The 13882-nt window shown below is 63.7% G+C and carries 13 protein-coding genes; 5 read left to right on the top strand and 8 right to left on the bottom strand.

Annotation, left to right across the window (positions count from 1 at the left end):
• Positions 1 to 3: 3 nt before the first annotated feature.
• Positions 4 to 777: an AraC family transcriptional regulator gene (locus M6G53_RS06520; protein ID WP_253329926.1), complete on the bottom strand. Its 774-nt coding sequence runs from the start codon at positions 775 to 777 to the stop codon at positions 4 to 6.
• A gap of 117 nt (positions 778 to 894) precedes the next feature.
• Between M6G53_RS06520 and M6G53_RS06515 the strand changes: the two genes are divergently transcribed.
• Positions 895 to 1815, top strand: coding sequence for a DMT family transporter (locus tag M6G53_RS06515; protein WP_253329924.1), 921 nt, complete (start codon positions 895 to 897; stop codon positions 1813 to 1815).
• Here M6G53_RS06515 and M6G53_RS06510 read toward each other — a convergent pair.
• A complete protein-coding gene (locus M6G53_RS06510; protein WP_253329922.1) occupies positions 1812 to 3230 on the bottom strand; it encodes a sensor histidine kinase in 1419 nt (472 codons plus the stop codon). The genes M6G53_RS06515 and M6G53_RS06510 overlap by 4 nt on opposite strands.
• On the bottom strand, positions 3217 to 3891 hold the full coding sequence (tctD, locus tag M6G53_RS06505; protein WP_253329921.1) for a transcriptional regulator TctD: 675 nt from the start codon (positions 3889 to 3891) through the stop codon (positions 3217 to 3219). The genes M6G53_RS06510 and tctD overlap by 14 nt, the downstream gene beginning before the upstream one ends.
• Before the next feature lie 308 nt (positions 3892 to 4199).
• Here tctD and M6G53_RS06500 point away from each other — a divergent pair, with 308 nt between their 5' ends.
• From M6G53_RS06500 to M6G53_RS06490, 3 genes are read left to right on the top strand one after another with little or no spacing between them, the layout of a single operon-like run.
• Positions 4200 to 5180 (top strand): Bug family tripartite tricarboxylate transporter substrate binding protein, encoded by a 981-nt coding sequence (locus M6G53_RS06500; protein WP_253329920.1) that lies wholly within the window; start codon positions 4200 to 4202, stop codon positions 5178 to 5180.
• A 15-nt stretch (positions 5181 to 5195) separates the two neighbouring features.
• The gene (locus M6G53_RS06495; protein WP_049200155.1) at positions 5196 to 5627 is read left to right on the top strand and encodes a tripartite tricarboxylate transporter TctB family protein; all 432 of its coding nucleotides are present in this window, start codon (positions 5196 to 5198) and stop codon (positions 5625 to 5627) included.
• A gap of 11 nt (positions 5628 to 5638) precedes the next feature.
• Positions 5639 to 7156: a tripartite tricarboxylate transporter permease gene (locus tag M6G53_RS06490; RefSeq protein ID WP_253329919.1), complete on the top strand. Its 1518-nt coding sequence runs from the start codon at positions 5639 to 5641 to the stop codon at positions 7154 to 7156.
• 34 nt (positions 7157 to 7190) lie between these two features.
• Here the strand turns inward: M6G53_RS06490 and M6G53_RS06485 are convergent, their stop codons facing one another.
• Together M6G53_RS06485 and M6G53_RS06480 are read right to left on the bottom strand one after the other, a co-directional pair.
• Positions 7191 to 7820, bottom strand: coding sequence for a CatB-related O-acetyltransferase (locus M6G53_RS06485; RefSeq protein ID WP_253329918.1), 630 nt, complete (start codon positions 7818 to 7820; stop codon positions 7191 to 7193).
• Between the two features lie 156 nt (positions 7821 to 7976).
• A complete protein-coding gene (locus M6G53_RS06480) occupies positions 7977 to 8972 on the bottom strand; it encodes a DMT family transporter (protein WP_253329917.1) in 996 nt (331 codons plus the stop codon).
• 173 nt (positions 8973 to 9145) lie between these two features.
• Here M6G53_RS06480 and pdxR point away from each other — a divergent pair, with 173 nt between their 5' ends.
• Entirely contained in the window at positions 9146 to 10612 is a 1467-nt protein-coding gene (pdxR, locus tag M6G53_RS06475; protein WP_253329916.1) for a MocR-like pyridoxine biosynthesis transcription factor PdxR, read from the top strand.
• Here pdxR and M6G53_RS06470 read toward each other — a convergent pair.
• From M6G53_RS06470 to M6G53_RS06460, 3 genes are read right to left on the bottom strand one after another with little or no spacing between them, the layout of a single operon-like run.
• On the bottom strand, positions 10609 to 11109 hold the full coding sequence (locus M6G53_RS06470) for a protein disulfide oxidoreductase (protein WP_253329915.1): 501 nt from the start codon (positions 11107 to 11109) through the stop codon (positions 10609 to 10611). The genes pdxR and M6G53_RS06470 overlap by 4 nt on opposite strands.
• A complete protein-coding gene (locus tag M6G53_RS06465) occupies positions 11102 to 11818 on the bottom strand; it encodes a DsbA family protein (RefSeq protein ID WP_253329914.1) in 717 nt (238 codons plus the stop codon). Before M6G53_RS06465 ends, M6G53_RS06470 begins: the two co-directional genes overlap by 8 nt.
• Positions 11818 to 13851, bottom strand: a complete 2034-nt coding sequence (locus tag M6G53_RS06460) for a protein-disulfide reductase DsbD family protein (protein WP_253329913.1) — start codon at positions 13849 to 13851, stop codon at positions 11818 to 11820. Before M6G53_RS06460 ends, M6G53_RS06465 begins: the two co-directional genes overlap by 1 nt.
• Between the last annotated feature and the right edge of the window lie 31 nt (positions 13852 to 13882).

Raw genomic sequence — 13882 nt, 5'->3', positions numbered from 1 at the left:
GAATCAGGCACGGCGAAAGCGCTCAGGGGTGGTGCCGGCGATCTGCTGGAACATGACGATAAAGGCCGACGCAGAGCTGTAGCCGACGTCCAGCGCCACTTCCTGCACGGTTTTGCCCTGCTCGAGCAGCGACACGGCGTGCAGGAAGCGCAGGCGCTGGCGCCATTCGCTGAACGACATGCCCAGATCCTGCTGACAGCGGCGCGACAAGGTGCGCTCGGTGGTGTAGACCCGGCCGGCCCACGCCGCCAGCGAGGTGTTGTCCGCCGGGCAGTGCTCCAGCGCTTCCAGCACCGGCGCCAAAAATTTGTCGTCCGACGACGGCAGATAGGTTTGCTGACGCGGCGACAGGCGCAGCTGATCGATCAGCACCTGGCACAGGCGCAAATCCGTCTCCGCCTGCGGAATGTACTGCTTGCGCGCATAGAAATCCTCGGCGATGGCACGGAATATCGGCGTCACGCTCACCAGGCAAGGGTCGGCCGGCATGCCGGCGCACAGCGCCGGCGTGATGTCCACCATGCGGCACTGCGCCAACCGCTGGTTGTAACAGGAGTGTTCGATGCCCGCCGGCGCCCACAGCACGAACTCCGGCGGCGCCAGAAAGCGCTGCCCGCCGATGCGCAGCACCATCACCCCGGCTTTTACCCACATCAACTGGCCCCAGGTATGGCTGTGCGGCTGGAATTCAGTGCGGGCGTTAAACTCCTCGCAGCGGAACTGCACCGGATTCGGCGCCGGGATCAGCGACTCGGGGAAATGGCGGATTTCTGGCATGGTTTCGTCCCGTGATTTGTCTTGTTTACGCCGTTTTTTGTCTGGATATCGTTATATATGATAAACCGGACACGCGTAGACTAGCCAGCATGTTGGACGTTATTGAGAATAATTATCATGAATATGCTCTTCCCGCTGTTGGCCGTGCTGATTTGGTCGATTAACGCCGTCGTCAGCAAACTCTCCGCCACCGCCATCGATCCGGCGGCCATTTCGCTCTACCGCTGGCTGATCGCGCTGATCGTCCTGACGCCGTTCGTGCTGCCTGCGGTGATCCGCAACCGGGCGCAGGTGCGCGCCAATTGGTGGCGGCTGATCATTCTCGGCCTGTTGGGCATGGTGATGTACCAAAGCCTGGCCTATTACGCCGCGCACAGCGTCAGCGCGCTGTTTATGGGCATTATCGGCTCCCTGATCCCGCTGTTGACCATTCTGATCAGCATCGTGCTGTTGCGCGTCGCACCCACCGTCGGCATCGCCCTCGGCAGCGTTTTATCCCTCGGCGGCTTAATCTGGCTGGTCAGCGGCGGGCAGCCGGGGTCACTGCTGGAGCACGGCATCGGCAAGGGGGAATTGATGATGTTGGCCGCAGCCGCTTCTTACGCGCTGTATGGCGTGCTGACCAAACGCTGGGCCATCGCGCTGCCGAATTGGCAATCTCTGTATATGCAGATCCTGTTCGGCGTGCTGTTGCTGCTGCCTAACTTTCTGATGGCGCAGGATGTGACGCTGAACGGCCACAACCTGCCGCTGGTGCTGTTCGCCGGCATCCCGGCCTCGATCATCGCGCCGTTCCTGTGGATCCAGGGCGTAATGCGGCTGGGCGCCAACACCACGTCCATCTTCATGAACCTGTCGCCGGTGTTTACCGCCGCCATCGCCGTGCTGTTCCTGCACGAACAGCTGCACGGTTACCACCTGATCGGCGGTGGCATCACCCTGCTGGGGGTGATCCTGTCGCAGCGGCTGCGCACGCCGCTGACGCGTAAAGCCAAAACCCCGGCGGCCCACGCCGAGTCCTGCAAAGAACAGGCTTAGGGCAGCAGCCTGAAACGCACCCGTACCAACAGGCCGCCCAGCGCGGCGGAGCTCAGCAGCTCCGGGCGGGTGCCGTGATAAACGGTAATATCCTTCACCAGCGCCAATCCCAGACCGGCCCCCGGCTGATCGCCCACGTTGTCCAGCCGATGAAACGGCTGCAGCGCCAGCGCCTTGTCCTGCAGGGCGATACCGGGGCCGCTGTCCTCAATCTCCAGCACGCCCTCGCCCGCCGCCTTGTCCCGCATTAATCGGGCGGTGACCATGCCCTGGCGCGGCGTGTATTTCAGCGCGTTGTCCAGCAGGTTGGCGCACAGTTCGGCCAACAGCAGCGGTTCGCCCGCCACCTGACACGCCGCTTCGCCTTCAAAGCCCAGATCGATCTGCTTGCTGCGCGCCTGCGGCAGGCGTGAAAAACAGGCATCGCGCAGCACCTGCGCCAGATCGACCGGCTGCAGCTTGCGATCGGCCTGGTGCTCGCTGGCCTTCAGGCGTGAGAGATGCAGCAGGCGGTCGGTCAGCGCTACGGTGCTGTCCAGCGTGGCGCTCATCGCCAACAGGCTTTCGCGCCACTGCTGCGGCTGGTCGCTGGCCAGCGCCACCCCGGCCTGGGTCTTCAACACCGCCAGCGGCGTGCGCAGCTGGTGCGAGGCGTCGGCGCTGAAACGTTCCTGACGCGCTACCATCAGCCGCAGCCGTTCGATATAGCGATTGAAGGCCACCAGCAGCGGCTGCATCTCCGACCACGGCAGAACCGGCGGTAAAGGCGTCAGCTCACCGGGATCGCGCCGCAGCATGATGCCGGAGAGTTTACGCATCGGCTTCAACACCCGTTTGAGCAGCACGAACGCCAGGATCAACGTCAACACCACCACCGTACCCTGGCTCAACAGCGCCGCGAGCATCATTTGCCGCGCCAGATAGCGGCGTGATTCCAGGGTTTCCGCCACCAGAATGGTCGCCATGCCGCTCACGCCCGACTCGTTGACCGGTTGAAACAGCGCTGCCACGCGGATCGGCCGGCCGAGGTATTCCGCATCGTAGAAATGCACCAGCGCCGGGTAGAGCGTGGAGCGCGGGATATGGGGCGGCAAAGGCGGCAAATCATCATAGCCCGAGATGCTTTTCCCCTGCGGCGAGATCACCTCGTAATAGAGTTGATCGTTCATGTTGCGCTCGAAGCTGTCGAGCACCACATAGGGCACATCGACCGCCAGCTTGCCTTCGCGCACCACCAGCCGCTCCGCTACGGTGCGCGCCGACGCCAGCAGCGTGCGGTCGTAAGCCAGGGTGGCGGCGCTCATGGCGCTAAAATAGTGGGTGTAGATAGAGATGCCGCCCAACGCCAGCAGCGGCAGGCCAAAAAACAGCAGCAGTTGATAAAACAATGACCGCGGCGCGTTAAACCACCGCATTGCACAGCTCCAGGCTGTAACCCAGACCGCGCAGCGTGACGATCGCCACATCGCTGCCCTGCAGCTTTTTCCGCAAGCGGTGGACATAAAGCTCGATGCTCTCCGGATTGGCCTCATCGGACAGCGTAAACACCTGCTCAAACAGCTGCTGCTTGGCCACCGGGCGCCCACGCCGGTGCATCAGCGCGGTCAGCACCGCCAACTCACGCGGCGTCAGCCCCAGCGGCTTGCCTTCCAGCAGGAAATAGCCCTCGTCGTGATAGGTCAGCACGCCGTACTGCAACGCCGGCTGCGCGGCGCCGACGCTGCGGCGCAGCAGCGCCCGAATGCGCGCCTCCAGCTCGTCCAGCTCGAACGGCTTGGTGAGGTAATCGTCCGCCCCCAGATTCAAGCCTTTCACCCGATCGCTCACGTCGGTGCGCGCCGTCAGCAGCAGCACCGGCAGATCCTGCCCGCGCTTGCGCAGGCGCGCCAGCAAATCCAGGCCGTTCAAACGCGGCAGCGCCACGTCCAGCACCGCCAGCGCATAACGTTCGTTGAGCAGCAGGTGATCCGCCGCCAGGCCATCCGGGGCAACGTCGACGGCAAACCCGGCGCCGGTCAGCGCCTTTTGCAACCAGTGAGACAGCTCGGGGTGATCTTCAACCAATAACAGTCGCATGTTCCCATTCCATTGATTTACCTGAACAACCTGGCGCCGATGCGGCGCCGGTTAACAGGCCGATAACAGAGGATGGCATGGAAAATAAGGGGATAAAAGAGCGCCGCGCCGCCAGTTTTGGGAGCTGGCACACAATTATGTGGTGTACCGCGCGCGGCCCCCGCTGTTTCAGCTTGATCGAGAGACCCCTATCACAGACTGGAAACTTTTCCGGCCGCTGAAAGGTAAATGAAAGGTTGTTGTTTTAACAATCATGCAACCGCACCCGGCGGGATCCACAACCAGAACAATACCGAGGGCAAGCCACAATGAAAAAAATAATGACCCGCACCTTTACCGCCGCCGCCCTGCTGCTGGCGGCCACTCAGGCCTTTGCCGTGGAAGCACCCAAACGCACCGAATGCATCGCGCCGGCCAAACCCGGCGGCGGTTTCGATCTGACCTGCAAGCTGATTCAGGTGTCGCTGCAGGACACCAAAGCCATCGATAAACCGATGCGCGTCACCTATATGCCCGGCGGCGTCGGCGCGGTGGCCTACAACGCCATCGTCGCGCAGCGCCCGGCGGAGTTCGGCACCGTGGTGGCCTTCTCCGGCGGCTCACTGCTCAACCTCTCCCAGGGCAAGTTCGGCCGCTATAACGTGGACGACGTGAAATGGCTGGCGGCGGTCGGTACCGACTACGGCATGATCGCGGTGCGCGCCGACTCGCCATACAAAACCCTGAAAGAGCTGATGGACGCCTTCCAAAAGGATCCCAATAGCGTGGTGTTCGGCGCCGGCGCCTCCATCGGCAGCCAGGACTGGATGAAAACCGCGCTGCTGGCGCGCGAAGTCGGCGTGGATCCGCGCAAGATGCGCTACGTGGCGTTCGAAGGCGGCGGCGAACCGGTCACCGCGCTGCTGGGCAACCACATCCAGGCGGTCTCCGGCGACCTGAGCGAGATGGTGCCTTACCTGCAGGGCGACAAGATCCGCGTGCTGGCGGTGTACTCCGAACAGCGCCTGCCGGGCCAGTTGGCCGACATTCCGACCGCCAAAGAGCAGGGATACAGCCTGGTGTGGCCGATCATTCGCGGCTTCTACGTCGGGCCGAAAGTCAGCGATGAAGAGTATCAGTGGTGGATCGACACCTTCCAGAAAATGATGGCGACCGACGAATTCAAGCAGCAGCGCGATCTGCGCGGCCTGTTCGAATTCAACATGACCGGCAAAGAGCTGGATGCCTACGTGAAAAATCAGGTTGCCCAATACCGTGAGCAGGCAAAAGTGTTCGGCCTGGCCAAATAACCGCAGGGGAAAACCATGAGCGATCGTATTTTTGCCGGCTTCTGGCTGCTGCTGTGTATCGGCGGGCTGTTCATCGGCTGGGGCATCCAAAGCGAATACAGCTATGAACCGCTGGGGCCGCGCCCGTTCCCGCTGGCGATCCTCAGCCTGATGGCGCTGTGCGCGGCCCTGCTGTTGCTGCGCCGCCCGCAGGCGGTGGAGTGGCCGCACAATAAGGTGCTGCAGCGGCTGCTGGTGCTGGTGATCACCCTGGTGCTGTATGCCTGGGGCTTTGAATGGCTGGGCTTCCCGCTGGCGACCGCGCTGCTGACGTTCAGCATCGGCCTGCTGTTTCAGGCCAGCCTGCCGGCGGCGGCTATCTCCGGCGTGGTCATGGGCGCGGCGCTGTATTACGCCTTTGACCGTCTTCTCGATGTCACACTGCCGCTCGGCGCCTGGCTGAGCTAACGGGAGCGATGATGGATACCTGGATGTATTTGACCCAAGGGTTCGAAGTGGCGCTGGTGCCGCAGAACCTGATTATCGCCCTGATCGGCTGCTTCGTCGGCACCATCGTCGGCCTGCTGCCGGGCCTCGGGCCGATCAACGGCGTGGCGATCCTGCTGCCGCTGGCGTTTGCCCTCAAGCTGCCGGCCGAATCGGCGCTGATCCTGCTGGCGACGGTGTATATCGGCTGCGAGTACGGCGGGCGCATCTCGTCGATTCTGCTCAACGTACCGGGCGACGCGGCGGCGATCATGACCGCGCTGGACGGCTACCCAATGGCGCAGCAGGGGCGCGCCGGCGTAGCGCTATCCATCTCGGCGGTCAGTTCGTTCGTCGGATCGATGATCGCCATCGGCGGCATCATCCTGTTCGCGCCGCTGCTGGCCCGCTGGTCGCTGGCCTTCGGCCCGGCAGAGTATTTCGCCCTGATGGTGTTCGCCATTGCCTGCCTCGGCAGCATGATGAGCCAGAACCCGCTGAAATCGCTGCTGGCGGCGCTGATCGGCCTGGGGCTGGCGACGGTGGGCGTCGACGCCAACACCGGCGTTTACCGCTTTACCTTCGACAGCGTGCACCTCTCCGACGGCGTGCAGTTTATCGTGGTGGTGATCGGCCTGTTCTCGGTCAGCGAAATCCTGCTGATGCTGGAAAGCACCAGCACCGGGCAAAAGCTGGTGCGTAAAACCGGCCGGTTGCTGTTCAACCGCAAAGAGGCGGCGCAGTGCGCAGGCCCTACCCTGCGCTCGTCGGTGATCGGCTTCTTCGTCGGTATTCTGCCGGGCGCCGGCGCCACTATCGCCAGTGCGCTGACCTACATGACGGAGAAAAAAATCAGCGGCAACAGCGACACCTTCGGCAAGGGCGACATCCGCGGCGTCGCGGCGCCGGAAGCGGCCAACAACGCCTCGGCCTGCGGTTCGTTCATTCCGATGCTGACGCTGGGGGTGCCGGGTTCCGGCACCACGGCGGTGATGATGGGGGCGCTGACGCTGTACAACATCACCCCCGGCCCGGCGATGTTCACCGAACAGCCGGATATCGTCTGGGGGCTGATCGCCGCGCTGCTGATCGCCAACGTTATTTTGCTGATCATGAACCTGCCGCTGGTCGGCCTGTTCACCCGCATGCTGACCATCCCGCTGTGGTTCCTGGTGCCGGCGATCGCCGCGGTTTCGGCGGTGGGGGTTTATGCGGTGCACAGCACCACCTTCGACCTGCTGCTGATGGTCGGGTTGGGCGTGTTCGGCTACATCCTGCGCAAAATGCACTTCCCGATGTCGCCGCTGATTCTGGGCTTCGTGCTGGGTGAGATGCTGGAGCAGAATCTGCGTCGCGCGCTGTCTATCAGCAACGGCGAGTTCGGCATTCTGTGGAGCAGCAGCATCGCGCAAACGCTGCTGGTGCTGGCGGTGGCGGTACTGGCGCTGCCGCCGCTGCTGCGCCTGATGCGCAAACGCCGCCAACCGGCGGCCGAGGCCAAAGCCGAGTAACGCAAAACGGGCGGGGATCCCCCGCCCGTTGTGTTTAACGGCGTAGCGCCGCCACTCCCCTTTCCAGCGCTCCGATATCGTCATCAACCAGCAGGGGCTGGATCACCGCAACGTCCGCTTCGGACAAGTCATAGATACGCAAGGCAAGCAAACGCGCGATGACCTCCGGCGCAAACCGCCAACGGATAAACCGCGCGGGATTACCGCCGACGATGGCATAAGGCTCAACATCGCCGGCCACCACGCTGCCAGCGGCGACGATCGCCCCCTCACCTATCGAGATCCCCGGCATCAGCATCGCCCGCATGCCGATCCAGCAACCGTCGCCCAGCCGGGTATCGCCTTTGGGGCGGTACGCCCGCTTGATGGTTGCCATAAACGGATACAGGCTCAGCCAGTCGATGCGATGGGTATGGTTGCCGCCCATCAGGATCACCGCTTCGGCCGCGATGCACACGTAATCGCCGATCAGCAGGCGGTCTATTTCGCCCAGCGGCTGCCATTGCCGGCTGACCGCGTCGCCGTGCAGATAGCGCACTACCGAACGCTCGAAGCCGTTATCCCAGCAGTCGCTGTAGTAGCTGTGGGTGCCTTTGACGATAATATTCGGGTTGGTCACCGTCTGATGCAGCAGCTCGGTTTTGGACCAGTGTTTTTCGGACATGGCGTATTCTCTGGTTACGGGAATAAAAGCCACGGAACGGAATGTCTGTGGCCGTGTTGTCGTTCACTCAACACGGCCATTCAAGCGATAAGCGCTCGTTTCAATCTCGGGTTATTCATCATTACGGCCTCTCTTGCGAGGCATAATGGTAGCCGATCACGCCTCGGTGGTCTTGCTTTTCAACAGCAACACCCCGCCCATCACCAGCGCGCTGCCCAGCAGTTGCAACTGATTCATGCTTTCCCCCAGCAGGAAATAGGCGATCACCGCGGTGAACACCAGCTCCAGCGACAGGATCAGGTTGGCCACCGCCAGCGGCAGCGTTTTCAGGCTGATATTGTACAGCCCGAAGCCCAGCAATGTCGGCCCGGCGGCCAGCGCCAGCAGCAACAGCCAGCCGCTCCACTGGATGCCCTGCGCGCCGTGCGACAGGAACCACAGAGAGCCGGCCATACCGTGGAACGCCGCCAGCGGGAACGCCGTCAACGCCGCGTTGAACGCCAGCTGGTACAGCGCCGAAAAGCCGAACACGTACAGGATGGTGTTCCACACCGGATAGCCGCGTTCGCTGGCCACCCGCCCGCCGAGGGTGTACAGGGTATAACCGATGCCCGACAGCATCCCTACCAGCAGCCCCAGCAGATCGAAGTGGCTGTTTCCCATGCTGTCGCCGTTGCTGACCAGGAAGCAACCGCCCAGGCTGATGGCGATCACCAGCAATTGGCGCAGCGTCAGGCGTTCGCTGTACATCACCCAGCCGAGGAACACGGTAAAGCCCACCGAGCAGTAGGTCAGAATGGTCGCCACCGACGCGCCGTTCAGCGCCACCGACAGCGTCCACAGGCTGTTGAACAGCGCCAGCAGCAGCCCGTAAAGCGCGTAGAACACCACCTGTTCACGGCGCAGGCGCGCCCACTGCGGTTTCACCAGCAACAGCAGCGGCAACAGCACCAGCGCCACCAGCGCCGCGCGCCAGAACGCCAGCACGAAGGTCGGCAGGTGATAGTATTCGGTCAGCGCGCGGATGATGATGGCGGTAAAGGCCAGCAGCATGGCACTGATAATGGCGATGACGTAACCCTGGCTGCTGCCCTGAAAGAGGCGCGCGCCGGGCAGCGCCGGCCGGGCGGAAACGCCTGACGGTAATGACATGAGATCCTCGGAAAAATGGCGACATGAATGCTCAGGCACACAGTGTAACGCGGCCATTTTTTCTCACTATAGCCACTTTACGGCGTTGTCATGCAGGCCACTTTTCTGCGCTTGAAGCCCTGTTTACATGGGGTATAGTAAAAACCCCCTCTCCTTAACCGGGCCAATTTCGCATGCACATCCCGTTGGATCGCGAGCAGGACGTTCCGCTCTATTTACAGATCGAAGAAGCGCTGCGGCGCGCCATCCTCACCGGCGTGTTCGTCGAGGGCGACAAACTGCCCTCGACGCGCACGCTGGCGGCCGAACTGGCGGTCAGCCGTTTAACGGTGGATAACGCCTACGCCGAACTGGCGGCCAAGGGCTTTTTGCACCAGCGCCGCGGCAGCGGCGCCTATGTCGCGCACCCGCAAGCGCAGGCGCGCCCGGCCCGGCCGAGCAGCGATGCCCCATTCCCGCTGGAGAGCTTCACCACCCTCACCTCGCGGCTGGACGGCTACGCCGACGCCCCGCTGCCGGAGGGGCTGATCAACTTTGCCGCCGGCGTCGGCAGCCCTAAGGTGTTTCCGCTGGAGGCGTTTCGCAAAGTGCTGCTGTCGGTGCTCAGCCGCCACGCGGAAGAGGCCTTCAGCTACGGCGAATACTGCGGCTACTACCCGCTGCGCGATACGCTGAGCCGCATCCTCAGCGCCCAGGGCATCCCTACGCAGGCGGAGCAGGTGCTTATCACCAACGGCTCGCAGCACGCCATCAGCCTGGTGGTGCAAAGCCTGCTGGCGCCGGGGGATACGGTGATCGTCGAAGAGCCGACCTACGCCGAAGCGCTGGGTTTGCTGCGCCAGCACCACATCAATATCGTCACCGTACCGGGCGACCGCCACGGCATGCTGGTCGAACGCCTGCCTGAACTGCTGGCGCGCCACCGCCCTAAACTGATCTACACCATCCCCAATTTCCACAACCCGACCGGCCGCTGCCTGAGCGAAGCGCGGCGGCGACGCCTGCTGACTGTCGCCCAACAGGCCGGCGTGGTGATCCTGGAAGACGACTTCGTCGGCGATCTGCGTTACCAGGGCAAACAGCTGCCGTCGCTACGCGCGCTGGCGCAGCCGGGCGCGGTGATCTACGTCAGCACCTTCTCCAAGATGCTGCTGCCCAGCATGCGCATCGGTTATCTGGTGGCGGACAGCGAACACTATCAGCGCTTCGCGCGGCTGAAACACGTCGACAGCTTCACCAGCTCCAGCCTGATCCAGCGGGCGCTGGACGCGTTCGTCACCGTCGGCCGTTACGACAAGCAACTGCGGCGCGCCGGGCGCGTCTACCGCCGCCATCTGGAGGTGATGACCGACGCGTTGCAACGGCGGCTGCCGCCGGGGTGCCGCTTCGAAACGCCGCAGGGAGGCTTGTTTATCTGGCTGACGCTGCCGGCGGCGGTAACCACCGCCGAGCTGATGCCGATCGCCTGGCGATACGGAGTGACCTTCGCGCGCGGCGAATGCTTTTATGCGCAGGAACAGCTGGGCGCGCACGGCCTGCGGCTGAACTTCGCCGCCAACTCGCCGCCGCAGATTGAAGAAGGTATCGCCCGGCTGTGCCGGGCGATTGAGCAGGTGATAACGGAGAAAAACGCCGGTTAGACGGCGGCCCACCACAGCCGCAGCTTCATCCCCCAGTAGCTGGTCCAGCCGGTGGTGCTCTGCACCACCTTGCCCTGCGAGACCACCACGAAGGTCGGCGTCACGCCAATCTGCCACTGCGCCGAGAGCATACCGGCCGGATCGTTGACCACCGGCAGCGCCAGCCGTTTGCGCGCCAGCCATTGCTTCACCTGGGTATCATCGCCCGAGCGCAGCGCGACGGTCAGCACGTTGCCGCCCGCCGCCTGCAAACGGGCGACATCCGGCGTGGTGAAGCGGCAGACGCCGCACCAGTTGGCCCAGAAGTAAACCAGCAGCGGCCGCTCATGGCTGAGCTGCGCCAACGACACGCGTTCGCCGTCCAGCGTGGTCAGCGTCTGAGCATCGAAGGCCGGCGGCGCCTGCGGCGCGTTCAGCCAATCCATCACCGTCACCACCGCCAGCGCGATCAGCGCCAGCAGCAGCAGCTCGCGCCCCCAGCGCTTGAGCTTAGCCATTGTTGGCCTTCGCCAGCTGCTGTTTCACCATCGCTTCCAGCTCTTCATACGACACCGCCCCCGGCAGCATCCGATCGCCGATCAGCGTCGCCGGTGTTCCCTGCACGCCCAGTTGCTCCGCCAGTTCCATATTGGTGCGCAGCGTGGTCATGCTCTGTTCGCTGGGCGCCACCGCCTTGACGCCGGTTTTCTCTTGCGCAGCGGCGATGCTGGCGTTGTCGTGGAAGCCCTTTTTCGCCATCAGCCGCTGGTGCAGGGCCCAGAATTGATCCGGGTGCTGTTGCCAGGTGGTGAGCGCCACGCGCGCCGAACTGACCGAGCTTTCGCCCTTGAACGGCAGCAGTTTCACCACCAGCGCCACGTCCGGGTATTGCTTGACGATCTTCTCCAGCATCGGATCAAAACGCTTGCAGTACGGGCAGTTATAGTCGGTAAAGGTCACCAGCGTCAGTTTGGCGTTGGCGGCGCCGAGGCGCGGGCTGGCCGGATCCTGGTACAGCGTTTTGGCGTTCTGCTTGATAGCCTGGCTGATTTGCTGGCCGGCGGTTTGCTGCTGCCAGGCGTCCACCGCCTGCGCCAGAATGTCCGGGTTGGATACCAGCGTTTCGCGGATCATCTCTTTGATACGCGCCTCTTGTGCCGGGGTGAAAGGCTCGGCGGCCCACACCGGGGCGGCGATGATCATCAGTAACATCAGTAGCTTTTTCATTATTCGGTTCCTTTGGCATGGGAAAGCGTTTGCAGCACGGCGTCACGGGTCAACAGCGGGGATAACACCTCGCCGTCCGGGCTGCCGGGGCCATAGATTTGGTTGAAAGGCACGGCGACGCTGCCGCGCTTTTGCAGGAAGGCGCTGATGTCGGCCGACGGGCGGCTCCAGTCGCCGCGCAGCGCCACCACGTCGTCGGCGCTCAGCGCGCGCTGTACGTCATCGCGCAGCAGCACATTGAATTTGTTGGCTTTACAGGTCACACACCAGTCTGCGGTCACGTCGACGAACACCCGCTTATGCTGGGCCAGCGCCTCGGTAATCGCCTGTTCGCTCAGCGGTTGCCACTGCACCCGATCCTGCAACGGCTGGCGCCACAGGCCGGCGGTCAGCGATCCGGCCAGCAAGGCCACGCCCGCCAGCACCAACGTGCCCGCCGCCAGCTTGGCCGCCAAGCGTGCGCCCTGCTGACGCCACACCGCCAGCAGCAACGCCAGCAGCGCCAACGCCCCCAGCCACAGCGTGGCCTGCACGCCGATATGATTGCTCAGCAGGCTCAGCAGCCACAGCGACGACGCCAGCATCAGCAGCCCCATCGCCAGCTTGACGGTATTCATCCAGCGGCCGGGGCGCGGCAAGCGCAGCGCCAGCGATGGCCAGGCGGCGATCAGTAGCCACGGCAGGCTCATGCCGATACCGAGCGCGATGAACATGCCCCACAGCACCGGCAGCGACGCCGCCAGCGCGAAGGCCACCGCCGTGCCGAGAAACGGCGCCGAGCACGGCGTCGCCAGCAGCGTGGCGAACGCGCCCTGCCAGAAATGGCCGCTCAGACCGTGCCCGTTATGGGTGGCAAGCGACGTATTCAGATCGGACGAGAGGCGCAGATGGAACAGGCCAAACAGGTTGGCGCTGAACAGCAGCGTCACCAGCACCATAAAGCCGATAAACCACGGATTCTGGAACTGAATGCCCCAGCCGAGCGCATGGTTGACGAGCCGCAGCAGCGTCATCAGCAAGGCCAACGCCATAAACGAGGCGACGATACCCAACGACGATGCCAGGAACTGCAAACGCACGCTGCGCCGATCGCGCCGCTCCACCTGCAGGATGGCGCCGAGCTTGATGCCCAGCACCGGCAGCACGCACGGCATCAGGTTGAGGATCAACCCGCCCGCCAGCGCCATCAATACCGCCTGCCATAACGGGAACGCCACACCGGCGGGCGCGGCCAACGGATCGCCAATCGGCAGCGTAATCTGCTGCGCCATGCCGCCGTCGTCGATCACCAGCGTCAGCGTTTTGCCGCGCAGATCCGGCGCCGCATCGCCCCAGCCGTCGCTGACCGGCACTCGCGCCAACAGCTGCGCGCCGTCGGTCTCGACCTGCGGCTTGCCGAGATCGGCATCCGCCAGCGTATCGAAGAACAGCGCAGGCTGCTGCCAGCCGGCGGCGCGTTCGGCGGCGATCTGTAGCTCGCCGTTGCGGTAACCGGCCTTGACGCTCTCCGCCACTCCGGCGGCGATCGGCACCTGCCCCATCGCCTGCGCGAAGTCGTGGTTAAACTGCGGATCGTTCGGCGTCGTCAGATCCAGGCTGAACGGGTAGTCGGTCAGAATGCAGACGTTGCTGCAGGTGGATAGCGTCAGGGTCCCCGCCAGCGGGCCGGATACCTGGCCTGACATCACGATCGGCAGCGTGACCCGATCGTGATAGCCCTGGGTGGAAATGCCGGCCACCTCGAAACGCTGCGGCGTCGGCCAGTGCCAGGTGGCGGGTGGCGGGTTGCCCTGCCAGACGATAGCCGGCGCGATGCCACCTTCGCCTGGGGAACGCCAGTAAGTTTTCCAGCCCTTTTGCAGCTCGACCGACAGCAACAGGCGGGTCTCCCCCGGCTGCGACGTGTCGGCACGCAGCCGCACCTTGGCATGATCGTTGGCCGGATTTTGCAGCCAGCCGCTGTCCGCCGCCTGCAGGACAGGCTGCCACAGCATAAACAGGCAAGCGCAGGCCAGCCTGATAATTTTCAACATGTTAATTCTCCATAAATGATTAATTCACCGC

The sequence above is a fragment of the Serratia nevei genome, assembly GCF_024160145.1.
Lineage (GTDB): Bacteria > Pseudomonadota > Gammaproteobacteria > Enterobacterales > Enterobacteriaceae > Serratia > Serratia nevei_A.
The sequence above is the reverse complement of the archived record's forward strand: the minus strand, read 5'-3'. Positions and strand labels throughout refer to the sequence as shown.